14 protein-coding genes are annotated in these 14,744 nt (G+C 57.9%); 6 read left to right on the forward strand and 8 right to left on the reverse strand.

All coding sequences use genetic code 11. The features are described 5' to 3' along the window. Positions 1-37 precede the first annotated feature (37 nt). Entirely contained in the window at positions 38-931 is an 894-nt protein-coding gene (locus tag ACM1ZW_RS28915) for an AraC family transcriptional regulator N-terminal domain-containing protein (RefSeq protein WP_416740859.1), read from the forward strand. 82 nt (positions 932-1,013) lie between these two features. Here the strand turns inward: ACM1ZW_RS28915 and ACM1ZW_RS28920 are convergent, their stop codons facing one another. Together ACM1ZW_RS28920 and ACM1ZW_RS28925 are read right to left on the reverse strand one after the other, a co-directional pair. Then, positions 1,014-1,955 carry an AEC family transporter gene (locus tag ACM1ZW_RS28920; protein ID WP_017338322.1) on the reverse strand — a complete coding sequence of 314 codons (942 nt, stop codon included), beginning with the start codon at positions 1,953-1,955 and terminating at the stop codon, positions 1,014-1,016. Positions 1,956-2,072: 117 nt separating this feature from the next. Beyond that, positions 2,073-3,179, reverse strand: a complete 1,107-nt coding sequence (locus ACM1ZW_RS28925; RefSeq protein WP_414880023.1) for a mandelate racemase/muconate lactonizing enzyme family protein — start codon at positions 3,177-3,179, stop codon at positions 2,073-2,075. Between the two features lie 263 nt (positions 3,180-3,442). Here ACM1ZW_RS28925 and ACM1ZW_RS28930 point away from each other — a divergent pair, with 263 nt between their 5' ends. Then, on the forward strand, positions 3,443-4,177 hold the full coding sequence (locus ACM1ZW_RS28930; RefSeq protein WP_017338319.1) for a FadR/GntR family transcriptional regulator: 735 nt from the start codon (positions 3,443-3,445) through the stop codon (positions 4,175-4,177). 75 nt (positions 4,178-4,252) lie between these two features. Here ACM1ZW_RS28930 and ACM1ZW_RS28935 read toward each other — a convergent pair whose 3' ends face one another. From ACM1ZW_RS28935 to ACM1ZW_RS28945, 3 genes are all read right to left on the reverse strand, one after another. After that, a complete protein-coding gene (locus ACM1ZW_RS28935; protein WP_414884349.1) occupies positions 4,253-5,347 on the reverse strand; it encodes an alkene reductase in 1,095 nt (364 codons plus the stop codon). Between the two features lie 29 nt (positions 5,348-5,376). Next, the gene (locus ACM1ZW_RS28940) at positions 5,377-6,399 is read right to left on the reverse strand and encodes an LLM class oxidoreductase (protein WP_017338317.1); all 1,023 of its coding nucleotides are present in this window, start codon (positions 6,397-6,399) and stop codon (positions 5,377-5,379) included. A gap of 106 nt (positions 6,400-6,505) precedes the next feature. Next, complete coding sequence (locus ACM1ZW_RS28945; RefSeq protein ID WP_017338316.1) at positions 6,506-7,414, reverse strand: LysR family transcriptional regulator; 909 nt, start codon at positions 7,412-7,414, stop codon at positions 6,506-6,508. A 218-nt stretch (positions 7,415-7,632) separates the two neighbouring features. Between ACM1ZW_RS28945 and ACM1ZW_RS28950 the strand changes: the two genes are divergently transcribed. Together ACM1ZW_RS28950 and ACM1ZW_RS28955 are read left to right on the forward strand one after the other, a co-directional pair. Then, a complete protein-coding gene (locus ACM1ZW_RS28950) occupies positions 7,633-9,492 on the forward strand; it encodes an ABC transporter ATP-binding protein (protein ID WP_416739863.1) in 1,860 nt (619 codons plus the stop codon). A 141-nt stretch (positions 9,493-9,633) separates the two neighbouring features. Next, positions 9,634-9,954 (forward strand): isochorismate lyase, encoded by a 321-nt coding sequence (locus ACM1ZW_RS28955; RefSeq protein ID WP_017338313.1) that lies wholly within the window; start codon positions 9,634-9,636, stop codon positions 9,952-9,954. Between the two features lie 125 nt (positions 9,955-10,079). Here the strand turns inward: ACM1ZW_RS28955 and arsN2 are convergent, their stop codons facing one another. Further along, positions 10,080-10,529, reverse strand: coding sequence for an arsenic resistance N-acetyltransferase ArsN2 (arsN2, locus tag ACM1ZW_RS28960; protein WP_416739864.1), 450 nt, complete (start codon positions 10,527-10,529; stop codon positions 10,080-10,082). Positions 10,530-10,965: 436 nt separating this feature from the next. Between arsN2 and ACM1ZW_RS28965 the strand changes: the two genes are divergently transcribed. Then, the gene (locus ACM1ZW_RS28965) at positions 10,966-11,475 is read left to right on the forward strand and encodes a YkgB family protein (protein ID WP_017338311.1); all 510 of its coding nucleotides are present in this window, start codon (positions 10,966-10,968) and stop codon (positions 11,473-11,475) included. Positions 11,476-11,519: 44 nt separating this feature from the next. Here ACM1ZW_RS28965 and ACM1ZW_RS28970 read toward each other — a convergent pair whose 3' ends face one another. Continuing rightward, positions 11,520-12,365 (reverse strand): AraC family transcriptional regulator, encoded by an 846-nt coding sequence (locus tag ACM1ZW_RS28970; protein ID WP_212178055.1) that lies wholly within the window; start codon positions 12,363-12,365, stop codon positions 11,520-11,522. 268 nt (positions 12,366-12,633) lie between these two features. Here ACM1ZW_RS28970 and ACM1ZW_RS28975 point away from each other — a divergent pair, with 268 nt between their 5' ends. Next, positions 12,634-13,707 (forward strand): NAD(P)/FAD-dependent oxidoreductase, encoded by a 1,074-nt coding sequence (locus ACM1ZW_RS28975; RefSeq protein WP_416739865.1) that lies wholly within the window; start codon positions 12,634-12,636, stop codon positions 13,705-13,707. A 31-nt stretch (positions 13,708-13,738) separates the two neighbouring features. On the opposite strand, the gene ACM1ZW_RS28980 is transcribed toward ACM1ZW_RS28975, so the two are convergent. Continuing rightward, positions 13,739-14,725: a DMT family transporter gene (locus ACM1ZW_RS28980; protein ID WP_416739866.1), complete on the reverse strand. Its 987-nt coding sequence runs from the start codon at positions 14,723-14,725 to the stop codon at positions 13,739-13,741. Positions 14,726-14,744 lie beyond the last annotated feature (19 nt).

Below are 14,744 nucleotides of genomic sequence, written 5' to 3' on the forward strand. Positions count from 1 at the left end.
TTGCACGGCTTCGTGCTCCGCCCGCAACATGCTGCGCATGGACAATCAATTGAATGAACTCAGGTCGCTAGCGGCCAAGGCTGAAAATCGCCGCACTGAAACGGGCATCCCGCGAGTGGCCATGGTCCAGGGCAAAATCCCCGAGCACATGCTGGCGGCGGTCTATGACCCGATGATCAACCTGATCCTGCAAGGCAGCAAAAGCATGACGGTGGGCGACCGGACGCTGCGGTATGACCCGGCGACCTATTTCGTCATGTCCATTGGCTTGCCAGCGGTGGGGTCGGTGCACCCAGCGGTGTCAGGAGAGCCGTATCTGGCGGTCAGCCTGACGCTTGATCCTGCAGTGTTGTCCACGCTGTTCGCCGACCTGCCCAAACCTGCCGCACGCTACGAAAACAATGCCGGGTTTTCAGTGGCGTCGGTCACGACCGAGCTGATGGATGCGTGGGTGCGCATGCTGCGGCTGATGGGCGACCCGGATGCCATAGCCGCCCTCGCCCCGGTATACGAACGTGAAATTCTGTTCCGTGTCCTCAAGGGGCCCCATGGCTGGATGCTGCGGGATATAGCAGCGCCGGATACCGCCATGGCCCGAGTGAATATGGCTATCCAATGGATCCGCCGTGACTTTGCTGACCCCATCGGGATCGAGCGCCTGGCGGAACGCGCGTCGATGAGTGTCTCGGCGTTTCATCGCCACTTCAAGGCGGTCACCAACTTGAGCCCTTTGCAGTACCAGAAAAGGGTTCGCCTGCTCCAGGCCAGAACCCTGATGGTGGCCAGCGCGAAGAGCGTCATGGCTGCGGCCTTCGAGGTCGGTTATGAAAGCGCGACGCAATTCAGCCGAGATTACGTGCGGGTGTTCGGGCTTCCTCCCGCACAAGATGCAGGCAGAATCCTCAGGGAGACCCGAGCTTTCAGAAGTTAGTCCCGGCCTGTGACAGGCGGAACAAAACCAGGCGTGGTATTTCGACACGAGTGCCTCATACCCCGCCATCCGGGATCGACAATCAGGCTGCGGCCAGTCCTCCATCAATCAGGTAGATCGCGAAAGAAAAAGTCACGATCGACAGCACCGTACTGACCAGAATGGAGGTCGCGGCTTCACTCTGATAGGCGCCCGTCTGGTTCGCAAACATCGCCGGGATCGTCGCCGACGGCAGCGCGCAAAGCAGGATCATCTGTTGGGCGTAAAGTCCATGTGTGCCCAGCAATACAGTGGCGGCGAACATCAACACCGGGTGAATAAACAGCTTGAGCCCGAGGTTGCCCCACACTTCACCCGACATTTTCAGTTTCTCGGACGACATGATCAGTCCGAGGCACAGCAGGGAGACGCCAGGCGTCGCCTTGCCGAGAAGGTTGAGTGACTCCACAGCAATGGGCGGCATTTTGACCTGCAGCAGTGAGATCAGTATGCCAAGGGCCGGCGCCCACATCAGCGGACGGCGTACCGCTCCCGACAGGCTCGACACGAACGCCTGGGTGCCACTGCCCTTTCCATCGGCGATGGTCAGCAACATGGTCGTCAGCGGGATCATGACCAGGCTCGCAACCAGATTCAGCACAAGCACTGAATAGATGCTGCCGGCCCCGTACATCGTCGCGAGAATAGGGATGCCCATGAAGGCCGCGTCCGGGTAACCGTTGACGAAGCCCTTGAGCGTTGCAACCTTGAGATTGCGCGTGGTGAACCAGCCGATCGCCAGCGCTATCGTGTACATGCCCATGATGCCGATGAACGTGGCCACGACGAACTTGAAGTCGAACAACTGCTCACGGGGCGTACTCGCCATCCCGACAAACAACAGCGCCGGGAATATCCAGCCGAGTACCAGCCGGCTGATCAGCAGGCTGTCCGAATGGGTAAGCCGTCCGCGCTTGCCGGCGATATAGCCAAGCGCAATCACAAAGGCGACGGGCAAGATTGGCCCTACGATCCTGTCTAACATGTGCTCAATCCTCGTATTTATTTTTATCAAGAATGTCGTCGTGGCTGATCGAGGCCGACACGGCGGCGGCCGCATTGGCGTCGATCAAACGAGGCAATGACCTGGCGGTCTTTGCGATCAGGGTTTGAAGCGGTAGTCCTGAATGACGTCCTGGTCCGGCTCGATGCCAAGCCCCGGCCCTTGCGGTACGTCGATACGGCCATTGCGCGGAATGATGGCGTCGCCATAGAGCTGCGCTTCGAGATCGAAGTAACGCCATTCGACCAGTGACTTCGCACCGCCGAGGGCGGCACTTCCATGCACGGCGGCCAGCAGGCCTGGGCCGTCATAAAAGGCGTGGACCATCACGGTGACGCCGTGGGCATTGGCAAGCGCGTAGACTTTTTGCAGTTCGGTGATGCCGCCCATTTTTGCCGGGCTCGGTTGAATGAAGTCGACTGCACCGGCTTCAAGCAGATGCTGGAAGTCCATCAGCGTCGACGCATTCTCACCGGCCGCAACCGGAATGCCGCCTTGCTGACGTACCCTCGCCAGACCCGAATAGTCTTCCGGCGGCCACACCGGTTCTTCGATCCAGCGCAGGTTCAACGGGCGAAGCTTCTCGGTCATATCGAGCGCTTCGCGCACCGTCCACGGGGCGTTGACGTCGAGCGTGATTTCCACGCCAGGACCCGCGGCTTCGCACGCGGCACGGATGACATCGACATCAACCTCATGCAGCTTCAAGTGTCGAAAACCGCTGTTGACCGCGCGCTGCACATTGATGCGAATGAGCTCGGGGTCGGCATAGCGGATCAAGCTTGCATACGCCGCGAGTGAAGTAGCCTCGCTGCCGCCCAGCAGTTGGTAGACCGGTTTACCGGCCGCTTTGCCAGCGATATCCCAGAGCGCGATATCAATCGCCGACAGACCATAAATGAACGCACCGCTGCGACCGAAGACGTGGAACTTCTTCTGCAGATCGCCCTGCAATTTCTCGCGACGCGTGACATCACTGCCGATCAGCTCGGGCGCAAGGATCGTGTCGATCACGACTTTCACTGCAGGGATCGCGGTGAAACCGAAGGTCTCGCCCCAACCGACGATACCGTCATCCGTGGTGACTTTAACCACGAGGGAATCGACCATCTGAAGGTCTTTCGGCCCCCAGACTCCGCCGGCCGACCGCCCGCCCGTGGTGAAGGGAATCCGAAGCGGAATGGTTTCAATGCTGGCAATTTTCATAAGGCTGCGCCTCAAGCAGGTTGCGAAGGTGATGCGGCGTTTTGGGGGGTTCGCCCACATCAGACTGAGGACAACGTACATGACGTTCTGTTGTCCTTCAACTGAACAACTGCTGCCTTGCGTCAGACTTTGGTCTAGATCAAACCTAACTTATTGTTATTAAAGTGTTTTTTATTTCATGCGGTTAATGAAATTCAGTTTTAACTGACGGGAACAAGTCGGCTGATGTAGATTAAGAAGACAAGTGAAACGGATGAACACGCATGAGTGAAATGAATGTACAACCCGTAGCGCGGCGACCTCATCTTGCCGAGCACATCGCCCGCTCGTTGAGCGACGAGATTGCATCGGGACGTCTGCGGCCGGGCGACCGTTTGCCCACCGAGCAGTTTCTGTCGCAAAACTTCGGCGTCAGCAGGAACGTCGTACGGGAAGGGATCGCGACGCTTCGAGCGCAGGGGCTGATCCAGTCTCGCCAGGGCGTTGGCGTATTCGTCTCGGCCGCGACCCAATCGCCGGAGCCTTCCCCCCAGCGCGAGAACGTGCCGTTGCTTGACGGTGACAATACGATGCGCAACATGTTCGAAGTGCGGGCCGTACTGGAAAGCCAGGCTGCCGCGCTGGCGGCGTCGCACATGACGCCCCAAAAGCTGAAAATGATCCAGGCAGCGGTCCTGCGAATGCAGTACGTAGGCGAACCGACGCTGGACACTGTCAACGCCGACCTCGACTTCCATCGGGCTGTGGCCGCAGCGTCTGGCAACGACTATCTCGAGACGATGATTCGCACGGTGCTCGAGCCGATGCGGGCACTGATCACCATGAACTTTGCGCGGCGAGGCCCGGTGTTCAGCAACATTCCGCATGCGGCACGCGGTGAGCATGAAGACCTCGTGCAGGCTTTGACCGACCGGAACGCGACGGCGGCACGTCAGATCATGGGGCAGCACATCGTCAATGCAGCCTCACGATTCGGCTACGAAATCAATTTCTTCTGACGTGCACTGCCGACGGCGGTTGTTTCGTTGTCCTACAAGAAAGACAGGGGATGACACACCGCTATCGCGGTATTCCTAGAATGCCTTCTGCGCATCTTGCGACGCGTAAGCAGGATAATCGATGTAGCCTTGAGCGCCGCCGCCATAAAAGGCTTCACGACCTGCTTCGGCCAATGGCCAGCCATGCCGCAAGCGATCGACCAGATCAGGGTTGGCAATGAACGGACGACCGAAAACCGCCAGGTCTGCCAACCCGTCATCGATGGCTTGTTGCGCGGTTACGTGGGTGAACCCGCCCGACAGGATCAAGGTGCCGCAGTAAGCCGCGCGGATGGCTTTCTGAAAGTCTGGCGTGCCCAAGTGGCTGGCGTGCAGATAAGCGATCTCGCGTTGGGACAGGGCTCCAGCCAGTGCAAGCCACGTCGCCTCTTCTTCATCGAACGCGTGCAGATCGGCCAGCCGCGCAAAAGGCGATATGCGCACGCCCACCTTCGATCGGCCGATCTGCGCACTCACCGCGTCGACCGTTTCAAGTAACAAACGCAAGCGATTGGCAATTGTGGCGCCACCGTAACGGTCTTCACGGGTGTTGAAGCCGCCGTTGATGAACTGTTCAAACAGGTAGCCGTTACCCGCATGAATTTCGACGCCGTCAAAACCCGCGGTCATGGCATTTTTTGCGGCCAGTCGAAAGTCTGCGATGACCTGCCGAATACCCTCGGCATCCAAAGCAACGGGCGCGCTCACCGGCACCTGCGCAGGCTGACCTTCATTGTCATAAGCGTGTACCAACGTTTGCGCGGCAGACACCGCCACAGGTGCAACCGGTGCCCTCCCCTCCAGCAAGGACGAGTGCGAGACCCGCCCCACATGCCAGAGCTGAATGACAATGCGCCCCCCGGCAAGGTGAACCGCATCAGTGACGCGTTTCCAGCCTTCAATCTGCGCGGGTGTGTGGATCCCCGGGGTGTACAGGTAGCCACGCCCCTGCGCCGACACCTGGGCGCTTTCGGTGATGATCAGGCCTGCTCCCGCGCGCTGGGCATAGTAGATCGCCATATCCGCAGACGGCACGGTGTCCTTGACGCGGGCGCGGGTCATCGGCGCCATGACGATGCGATTGGACAGTCGCTGACCCGCCAGATCGTAAGACTCAAAAAGAGATGACATGTATCGATCCTCCGAGGGTGGGCCAAACCTCAAACATGCGACGGGAAGAACGGCAAGATGTGCTCAGCGAGCTCGTCAAGAATCTCGCCGTAGGGTTGCCGGCTGACCTTGGGGTTGAGCGCGATATGCGAAATCCCGGCAGCCTGCGCTTGCTCCAGGTAATTGCGCAGACCGTTACGCCCCGCCCGGAAGCCTCCCTGGATGCGCTGGAATGGCTGGTCCGGGTTGTCGCTGAGGTCGAAATAGCCGCCTAGCCCTAACGGCTTGAAAGCATTTCGGCCTTCGATTTCACGCACTCTGGCGTGCCAGCTCTCGCCCAACGATGCCAACCGCTCGGGGCTTTGCACGCCGGCCAGATAGCCATCAAGGTGTTCAGCCAGCCACTCAATGCTCTGCTGCGCCTGGCCGACAGCGATTGAAGGGACGCGTCCAAACGGCGCTTTCGGCACCAGGTCGAGGTTTCCAGGCGAGCCGCCGAATCGCTCAGAGCGAAAGCGCGGAAAGTCCTGCTCAATCAAAGTGCGAAACACCGAGAAGGCATCACGGTAGCGATCACCACGGGTTTCATAATCGATACCCAGCATCGGGTAGTCGCTGTATCGATCACCCGAGGACAACCCCAACACCAGGCGCCCTTCGCTCAACTGATCCAGGGACGTCGCTTGCTTGGCCAGATACATAGGCTCATGGGTAGGCAGCACGATGCCGGTGGTTCCCAGGACTATGCTGCGTGTAGCTGCGGCCAGGAAGCCGATGTAAACCAGGGGCTCAAAGATGTGCGCCACATCGTTGTAATCCGGATCGTAGAAAGGAATGTCACGCATCCACAGCGCGCCAAAACCAAGCGCCTCCGCGCGTTGCGCCATTTCCACGTGACCACGCATGGTGGGTGCCGCTCGGCCAGCATGGGTTTCGAGGGGCAAAATCAGGCCAACCGTCAGCGTCTGTGGTTGAAACAGGCGTTGAAAACCAGGGTGACGCTCAAGCGAAGGATCGGCGGTCGGTAAGGCGGCAGGTTGCACTTGTGGCGAGAGTTGGGTGGCGATAGTCATGATGGCAGTCTCGGTGAGTGACGATGACTGACATATTTATTGAATCCTCAAACCGGATAAACAACACCGGCAGACCATCACACGGTCCATTGAGTCCCCAATATGCTCAGGTTTCCCAAGGCACTCCTGATTCCCAACGCTCGATCAACAGATCAATAAATGCGCGGACACGCGGCGACAACTGACGCTTGCTCGGGTAGACAACCCGGATGGGGTCGGGCGCTGCTCGATAAGGCTTGAGTACTTCCACCAACGTTCCGTCGCGCAAGTCGTTACCGGTGATATAGGTCGGCAAGTGAATCAGGCCAATGCCCGTCAGCGCCGCTTCGCGCATGGCTTCAGAACTGTCGATGTTCAGCCGCCCGGGTTGTTCATATAAATAAAGGCCGGTGGGCGTCTGGTAACGCCAGACACTGGCCTGGCCACTGATGAACGCGATGGTGTCATGCCCTACAAGATCTGCAGGCGTTTGCGGTACACCGCAACGGGCCAGATACGAGGGCGAGGCACATGTTGCGAACTGCTGCCAACCCACGGTTCTGGTCAACAGTTGTGAATCGTCTTTGGGGGTGCCAATGCGGATGGCGATGTCGACACCCTCTTCGACGAGGTCGACAAAGCGATCGGTAAACCAGACGTCCGCACGCAGTTCAGGCCACTGTTTCAGATAAGCATCCAGAATCGGCAGGATATGGCGCTGACCGAAGGAAAGGGGCGCTGTGAGTTTAAAAGTGCCGGTCGGCCGTCCACGGCGCAAGGCCATGGTTGCATCCACCTCATCAAGATCCTCGAGAATCTGCTTCCAGCGTTCGTAGGCGACCTGCCCCTCGTCGGTCAGGCTCAGTTTGCGCGTCGTGCGATTCAGAAGCCGTGCTCCCATCCGGCCTTCAAGACGAACGATACTTTTACCGACAGCAGATCGGGTCAGACCCAGTGAAGCGGCCGCGGAGGTAAAACTTCCAGCCTTCACAGCGCAGACAAACGCGGCGATGTCACCGAATCGGTTGGCTTCCATGGGTAGCTTGACTCCAGTGCATGGATACGTTGTAGCGGGACATAAAGCCCGAAAGAGTGGTCTTTGCTGCCAGGCCGGGATCACAAATTATTACCCTGCCAAGGAGGTAATGTCACAGAATCACAAGCGGTGTCGAATCAAGACCTGTCTTGTGCTGATTGGCCATTGAGCGGTCCCTGGTGTCAGAATCCCTGAACTTGATCGTTTCGGTGACCACCATGCTTCGCGTATTTGAACAAAGACTCGACCCCTTCCCGCCCGACGAGGTACCGCCACCACCCGACGGCCTGGCTCGGTTCTTGTGGGCATGCACCCGGGGTGCGCGCGGCTACATTCTTGCGTTTGCGCTGCTCAGTGCCGCGGTATCGATCTACGAAGCCTGGCTGTTTTCTTTCCTCGGTCAGGTCGTGGACCTGCTCTCGACCTGGCAGGCCGGCGGTGAGGCGGCTGCGCAGGAAAGTCGCGTGTTGTGGGGCATGGGCATCGTGATGCTGACCAGCATCGGGCTGGTGGCGTTGCGTACCATGGTGCAACACCAGATATTGGCGATCAATCTGCCATTGCGGCTGCGGTGGGACTTCCACCGCCTGATGCTGCGGCAAAGCCTTTCGTTCTTTTCCGATGAGTTCTCCGGCCGGGTCACCACCAAGGTGATGCAGACCGCCCTGGCCGTGCGCGACGTGCTGTTCACCCTGATCGAGATCGCACCCGGAATCGGGGTGTACTTCATCGCGATCATCGCACTGGCCGGCGGCTTCGCACTGAAACTGATGCTGCCCTTCGTTGCCTGGATCGTGTTGTTCGGGCTGGCCATGCTCTACTTCGTCCCCCGCTTGGGGAAGGTCGGACAGGAACAGGCCAACGCTCGCTCCTCGATGACCGGACGTATCTCCGATGCCTACACCAACATCACGACCGTGAAGCTGTTCTCCCATTCCAATCGTGAAGCGCACTTCGCGCGCGCGGCCATGGAGGACTTCAAGCAAACCGGCTTTCGCCAGATGCGTCTGGTCAGCCAATTCGAGATCGTCAACCAGGCGTTGGTGGTGGCGTTGATCATGGCCGCTGGCGGTTATGCCCTGTGGCTATGGCACCAAGGCGATGTCGGCGCAGGTGCCGTGGCGGCAATCACTGCCATGGCGTTGCGTATCAACGGCATGTCGCACTGGATCATGTGGCAGATGACCTCGCTGTTCGAGGGTATCGGCACGGTGCAGGATGGCATGGCCACCCTGACCCGCGGCCCCAAGGTACAGGACGCGCCGGACGCAGGCGTGCTGGTGACCTCGGGCGGAGCGGTGACCTTCGACAACGTGAGCTTCAACTACAATGGCGAACGCCAGGTGCTCGATGGCCTGAGCCTGAACATTCGTCCGGGCGAAAAAATCGGCCTGGTGGGCCGCTCCGGCGCAGGCAAATCCACGCTCATCAACTTGCTGCTGCGCTTCTATGACGTCGACAGCGGGCAGATTCGCATTGACGGGCAAGACATTGCGCACGTGACACAAGACAGCCTGCGCGGCGCGATCGGCATGGTCACCCAGGATACGTCCCTGCTGCACCGCTCCATTCGCGACAACATTGCCTACGGTCGCCCCGATGCGACCGACGCGCAAATCCACAGTGCCGCGGCCAATGCCCAGGCCGATGAGTTCATCAGCCAACTGAGCGACCGCCAGGGACACACCGGCTACGACACCTTGGTAGGCGAGCGCGGCATCAAACTGTCGGGCGGTCAGCGTCAGCGCGTCGCCATTGCCCGAGTGATGCTCAAGAACGCCCCGATCCTGCTACTTGACGAGGCGACCAGCGCGCTGGATTCGGAAGTCGAAGTGGCCATTCAGGAAAGCCTCGATGAAATGATGAAGGGCAAAACCGTCATCGCCATCGCCCATCGGCTGTCCACGATTGCGGCGATGGATCGACTCATTGTCATGGACGATGGACGCATCATCGAACAGGGCACCCACACCGAATTGCTCGCCAGGAACGGCCTCTATGCGCGGCTGTGGCACCATCAGAGTGGCGGGTTCCTGGGGGAGGATCGGGGGGTGCCCGAGGCGATGGATCAGGTATGAGCGTGAATGCTCGGGGATGAGACCGCTCCTCGTGCTGCAGACAATGGATGTTATGGTGTTTTGGCTGTATCACGCACGTAGATGCCGCGGCGATCCTCTTCCGAAGGCTCGCCATTTTTTTCAACAAACGGAGTCACCTGCATGGAAGTCATCAATCAGTTGCAACCCGCAGACTGTGCGGGCATGGAGGACATCCGACGCGAAATCGACGCCCTTGATCAGGTCGTTATCAAGCTGTTAGGCAAGCGTTTTCACTACGTGCTGGCGGCCTCGAAGTTCAAGACCTCGGCGACTTCGGTGCGTGCTCCGGAGCGTTTCAAGGCCATGCTGGCGACACGTCGCGAGTGGGCCGAGGTCGAGGGCCTGAACCCGGATGCAATCGAAAAGATGTACAGCGACCTGGTAAACCACTTCATTGCCGAAGAGATGAAACACTGGGTGACTCATCAATCCGAGACCTGATTCTGGTGTCCGGACTTTCCGCTTTGGGTGATGGATTTCACTCCGTCGCGACATGCAGAAAACGGCCAAAAGCGGGTGTTGGTTACCAACACTGGCAATGACCCAGAAGCGTTTCGATGGCTCACTCAGCGCAGAGGGGATCTGCTTAAAGTTTTGCGCAGGTAGCTTGCTGACGAAGGACACAAATGCTGGAACTGAGCTGTCTGGGCAATTGCGACAGGCGCTTTACCCCTATCAAGCAGTTCGTACCCGTTGGCCGTGAAAAAATCAACAGCGCTTTGGGTCAACAAATGCAGTCGGGCTGCGCCTCGGGAGACCGCGTGTTGTTCCAGTTCCGACAACACCGCTGTACCCAGTCCCGCTCCACGATGCTCCTCGCAAACGACCATAGAGCGCAGCAGGAGATCGGGGCCAGTACCCTCCAACCCTCCATAAGCAACCAGTTTCCCATCCACGTCGAATCGGTAGAACTGCCGCCCGGGTTCGCTCACATCATCGCAGGGCAATCCAGCTTGACTCAAAGACGCACGGAGCTGATTCAAACCGCTCGCTCCAACTTTAATCATCTGCATCATCAGTGCTCTTATAGGCTCTCTGACACTCAATGCTAGCAGGCTCAATCCTTGTCGCCGATCAATCGACAACGGCACTTAAATTCGTCCGTTTTGGGTCGGATAGCGACGGTCGCATACTAGCAATAGTGTTCATGGCTCGTCCTCCACGTTGAGGGGAGAACAGGGGTGGATCAGTCACAATTGCTGGTGGTCGCTATTCGACCCAAAGCCGACGTCGAGGACTCTTGTTTTATGCCATTCAGAAACGGTTTAAATGGTGCCGCCAGGGAGCATGGCGATCGCTTTAGACCTGAATGAGTCGAGACGATCTGCACCGAACGCAATACGTTCAGACGCCACGAGCGTGCGGACAAAGGCAACACTGTATCGACTCCCAACGCACACCGCGCAGGGTTGCTGATTAGCGTTCCTCACCACACTCTTGGAAGCATTGATCATGAAAACCTTCAGAATCGAGAACTACGAAACCAACAGCGCACAAAACCCTTCAACGCTCGGGTTCAAAACCATGGCGCTTGGCATCTACGGGGCCTATTTTGCGCTCGCCGTCATTTACTTCTGGTTCGGCGGAATGAAGTTCACACACTACGAAGCGGTCGGGCTGGTTCCGCTGGTGAGCAACAGCCCTTTCCTGGGTTGGGTTTATGAGATTTTCAGTGTCGACACCTTCTCCAATCTGCTTGGCGTTCTGGAGGTCTCGATCGGAATACTGATTGCAGGTCGCTTGCTGTCACCGAAGCTTTCTTTGGTAGGTGGCGTGCTCTCTGCCGGACTCTTTTTCACCACCTTGAGCTTCATGTTCTCGACCCCCGGCGTGATCGAACCCGGCCTCGGTTTTCCCGCTATCACGGTCGCTCCAGGTCAGTTTCTACTTAAAGACATCGGGTTACTTGCCGCTTCGATTTTCGTGGCCGGCCATTCTCTGACGGAGCTGGAACGCCGTTGAGCCGATGATCGACCACCCGGGATGGCCCGGAGCAGTTAGATGTTTCAGGCCATCGCTCCATCATCTGAACCTGCCAGGTCTTTAATCCAGTCCCGAGGACTGTAGCCAGTCTTGCGTCGAAACGCGCGTGCAAGTGCCGAAGGACTTTCATAACCGACTTCGGAGGCGATCAGTGTAATCGACCGTCCTTCACGAAGTCGCTTTTGCGCCAGGCTGATACGCCAACTCAGCAGATAATCGGCGGGCGTCTGCCCGATAACGGCCCGGAAATGCACCGCGTAGGCCGCGCGAGACATGTTCGATTCGCTCGCCAGTTCCGCAATTGACCAAGCACGATGAGGTGCGTTGTGAATCTGCACCAAAGAGCGCGACAACCGCGGGTCAGCCAGTCCAGCCATCATTCCAGTACGCAACTGGTTGTGATCAAGCAGATGTCGAAACAACAGGATGACCAGCAGTTCGAATAACCGTCCCAGCGCTGCCTCCCGGCCACAATGTGCACCCGCCGCCTCGCCGAACATCCACTTCAACGTATCGGCCAGCATTGGCAGTTCATCCAGGGACAACACCAGACAATCGGGTAACGAAGCCGACAGCGGGTTATCGACCCCACCCTCAAACTCCATTGACGCACACAACAACTGAGCTCCCTCGGACTCACCGGCAAACAATTGATGCCGGCTGGGGCGCGGCATAAAAATCAGGCTGGGCCGGATCAGCAGCAATTCCTTACGATCGGCTCCCAGTAACGTAACACTGCCAGCCTGTAGCAGGTGGATATACCCACGACCTTCAGCGCCGTCGTAAGACGACAAGCCGCACAGTTTGCCACTGTAAAACAGGTTTGCGCGCACGCCGAACTGTGACAACAAGGTAGACAAGCGATCCATGGGCAATCTCTTGGCAGAAATAGACGCCCAGATCATAACACCGCCGGATTGCGCCCCATCGTGACTAAAATGCTGTATTACCTGATGGGCTAAGTTCGATCAATCTTTGCCTGAAGTGACGGCCGCTTAGCGTCGATTACTACCCGTCACGACAGGCAGTAATCGGCCAGGAGCTGACACTTAAAAAGCGTTCTGAACGATCAGGTTCTCATGTCATGAAATCATCCTGCTGTCGTAACATCGGCACATCGACAGAACGGAGGTTGATATGGGAAATGGTCAGGGCAAACGAGTCGTTGTCATTGGTGCAGGCATCGTGGGCGCGTCATTGGCGTATCACTTGGCAGGTAAAGGCGCGAATGTCACCTTGGTCGAGGCTGAAGGTATAGCTTGCGGAGTGACTGGCAGCTCATTCGCCTGGATCAATACCGCACACCCCGAACCTGACCCAATTGCGCAACTGCGCGGTTCTGCCATCAAGGAGTACCGCCGGCTCGAAACGCAGCTGCCTGGTCTGAAGATACGATGGACAGGTGCCTTGTCTTACAGCGTGATGGCGAGTGGAGCGCTGCCGACCCCAGGTCACCAGGCTTCGGCAAACCTGGTGTCTCGATCGCAGATTCTCGACCTTGAACCAAATCTCAAGAACCCTCCCCAGTCTGCTCTATATGCGGCTGAAGAAGGAGCGCTGGACGCAGTACCAGCTACGCATGCGTTGATCGCAGGTGCCCAGGCGTATGGGGCGAATATTCTCACTCAGACGCGAGTGCTCGGTTTTGTAACCCAGAGTGCAACGGTGACCGGAGTCGAAACAACAATAGGCATTATCGATGCCGATATTGTCGTATTGGCAGCCGGGACAGGCATCACGAAGCTGACAGACATGCTTGGAGTGTCCCTGCCTATAGAAGCCTCGCCTGCCATTTTCATCCGTTACAAGTCACAACCCAACCTCGTGCACACTCTCATCTCCAGCCCTGAAATAGAAGTGAGGCAAAGTTCGGATGGTGCATTGCTGGCGGCAGAAGATTACCTGGACGACGCCATGGACAATCAGCCGGCAGCGATAGCGCTTCGAACTGCCAAGACAATACAGAACGAACTCCATGGTGTTGTTTCCATAGATCCGGAAAGGGCTTGTATCGGACTTAGGCCGATGCCTACCGATGGCATCCCCATCATCGGTTATTTGCCAAACGTGGGCGGCGTCTATGTTTGTGCAATGCACCCTGGAGTTACTTTGGCAGCGGTAGTGGGGCGTCTAGCCAGCGAGGAGATCATCGATGGCAAGACGTCCAGTGCCCTTTGGCCATGCCGGCCCGACCGATTCTTCCAAGCGTAGGGTGATCCTCTTGTGAGACAGCAATCGGCTGTTAGGAGTTAACGGAGTTGATTTTTCTTATCGTGCAGGATGGGTTACCGATTGAAGTCAGGATGATACGAACAGCCATAATCACACCTACTAGAATGGCAGCAAGACCTGACGCTTCTAAAGGTGTTGGCAGCCGGCTATGAAACAACAGGCCGAGTAATGTAGCGAACAGCGATTCAAGGGAGATCAGTTGTCCAGAAAGCACCATGGGAAGGCGACGGGACGCTGCGTTCCAGGCCCAGGCCCCGACGAGTGAGGACATCATCGCAATAACGAGGCCCCAGACGTACAAATGTCCTGCCGGGGAAACACTGAAACCAAGGATTGGCAGCTTGAGAAGGTCGAGCGCCTGCACAACCGGTAACAAGCACACGGTGCCCATTCCGGCACCGGCCATCATGAGGCCTGTCCAGACACCTGACGAATTGGCCGGGAGTTTCTCCAGTGCACTCTGGTTCAGCAAGCTGAATGCGAGCCACAAGACCACGGCGCAGACAGAAAAAATCAACCCCATCAACCACGCCCCATGGCCCGCAACGGGTTGATTGATACTGCTGATGTTCGTCAGCACAAGCCCGCCAGTCAAGAATGTCAGCGGTCTCATCAGTCTGCGCCATGGAAGCGTTTTTTTCGTGGCGTTGCTGAGCAGTGCCAACAAGACTGGCACCATGCCAATGAACGCTGGAGTCAGCACGGGGCCGCCAAAAATAACACCGGCGGCAATGCAGGTGCTGTACCCGAGATATCCGATCACGCCCAGACCGGCGGCGAGAAATTGCTGATTGCGACGCAGGCACCGTAGCTGGGCGCGACAGAGCACCATGACAACCACGCCCAGCGCACCCGAGATCAGAAACCGGATAACCATCAAGTCATAGATGCTGTAGGCGCCAGTGACGTAAGGGGCTATGAAATTCAGAGCCCAGCTCAGGGTCGCGACCACGGCAAGGATCACTCCGGCGATGATGTTTGAGTGAGCAATGGTCATCAGGCATATCCGCGAGGTA

Source organism: Pseudomonas sp. NFX71 (assembly GCF_048079215.1).
GTDB lineage: Bacteria > Pseudomonadota > Gammaproteobacteria > Pseudomonadales > Pseudomonadaceae > Aquipseudomonas > Aquipseudomonas fluorescens_B.

What these genes read in the sequence shown, in the direction of transcription:
- ACM1ZW_RS28975 (WP_416739865.1), top strand. Translation starts at nt 12,634, where the DNA reads ATGGGAAATGGTCAGGGCAAACGAGTCGTTGTCATTGGTGCAGGCATC.
- ACM1ZW_RS28945 (WP_017338316.1), bottom strand. Translation starts at nt 7,414, where the DNA reads ATGGAAGCCAACCGATTCGGTGACATCGCCGCGTTTGTCTGCGCTGTG.
- ACM1ZW_RS28915 (WP_416740859.1), top strand. Translation starts at nt 38, where the DNA reads ATGGACAATCAATTGAATGAACTCAGGTCGCTAGCGGCCAAGGCTGAA.
- ACM1ZW_RS28920 (WP_017338322.1), bottom strand. Translation starts at nt 1,955, where the DNA reads ATGTTAGACAGGATCGTAGGGCCAATCTTGCCCGTCGCCTTTGTGATT.
- ACM1ZW_RS28930 (WP_017338319.1), top strand. Translation starts at nt 3,443, where the DNA reads ATGAGTGAAATGAATGTACAACCCGTAGCGCGGCGACCTCATCTTGCC.
- ACM1ZW_RS28950 (WP_416739863.1), top strand. Translation starts at nt 7,633, where the DNA reads ATGCTTCGCGTATTTGAACAAAGACTCGACCCCTTCCCGCCCGACGAG.
- ACM1ZW_RS28980 (WP_416739866.1), bottom strand. Translation starts at nt 14,725, where the DNA reads ATGACCATTGCTCACTCAAACATCATCGCCGGAGTGATCCTTGCCGTG.
- ACM1ZW_RS28925 (WP_414880023.1), bottom strand. Translation starts at nt 3,179, where the DNA reads ATGAAAATTGCCAGCATTGAAACCATTCCGCTTCGGATTCCCTTCACC.
- ACM1ZW_RS28970 (WP_212178055.1), bottom strand. Translation starts at nt 12,365, where the DNA reads ATGGATCGCTTGTCTACCTTGTTGTCACAGTTCGGCGTGCGCGCAAAC.
- arsN2 (WP_416739864.1), bottom strand. Translation starts at nt 10,529, where the DNA reads ATGATGCAGATGATTAAAGTTGGAGCGAGCGGTTTGAATCAGCTCCGT.
- ACM1ZW_RS28965 (WP_017338311.1), top strand. Translation starts at nt 10,966, where the DNA reads ATGAAAACCTTCAGAATCGAGAACTACGAAACCAACAGCGCACAAAAC.
- ACM1ZW_RS28935 (WP_414884349.1), bottom strand. Translation starts at nt 5,347, where the DNA reads ATGTCATCTCTTTTTGAGTCTTACGATCTGGCGGGTCAGCGACTGTCC.
- ACM1ZW_RS28940 (WP_017338317.1), bottom strand. Translation starts at nt 6,399, where the DNA reads ATGACTATCGCCACCCAACTCTCGCCACAAGTGCAACCTGCCGCCTTA.
- ACM1ZW_RS28955 (WP_017338313.1), top strand. Translation starts at nt 9,634, where the DNA reads ATGGAAGTCATCAATCAGTTGCAACCCGCAGACTGTGCGGGCATGGAG.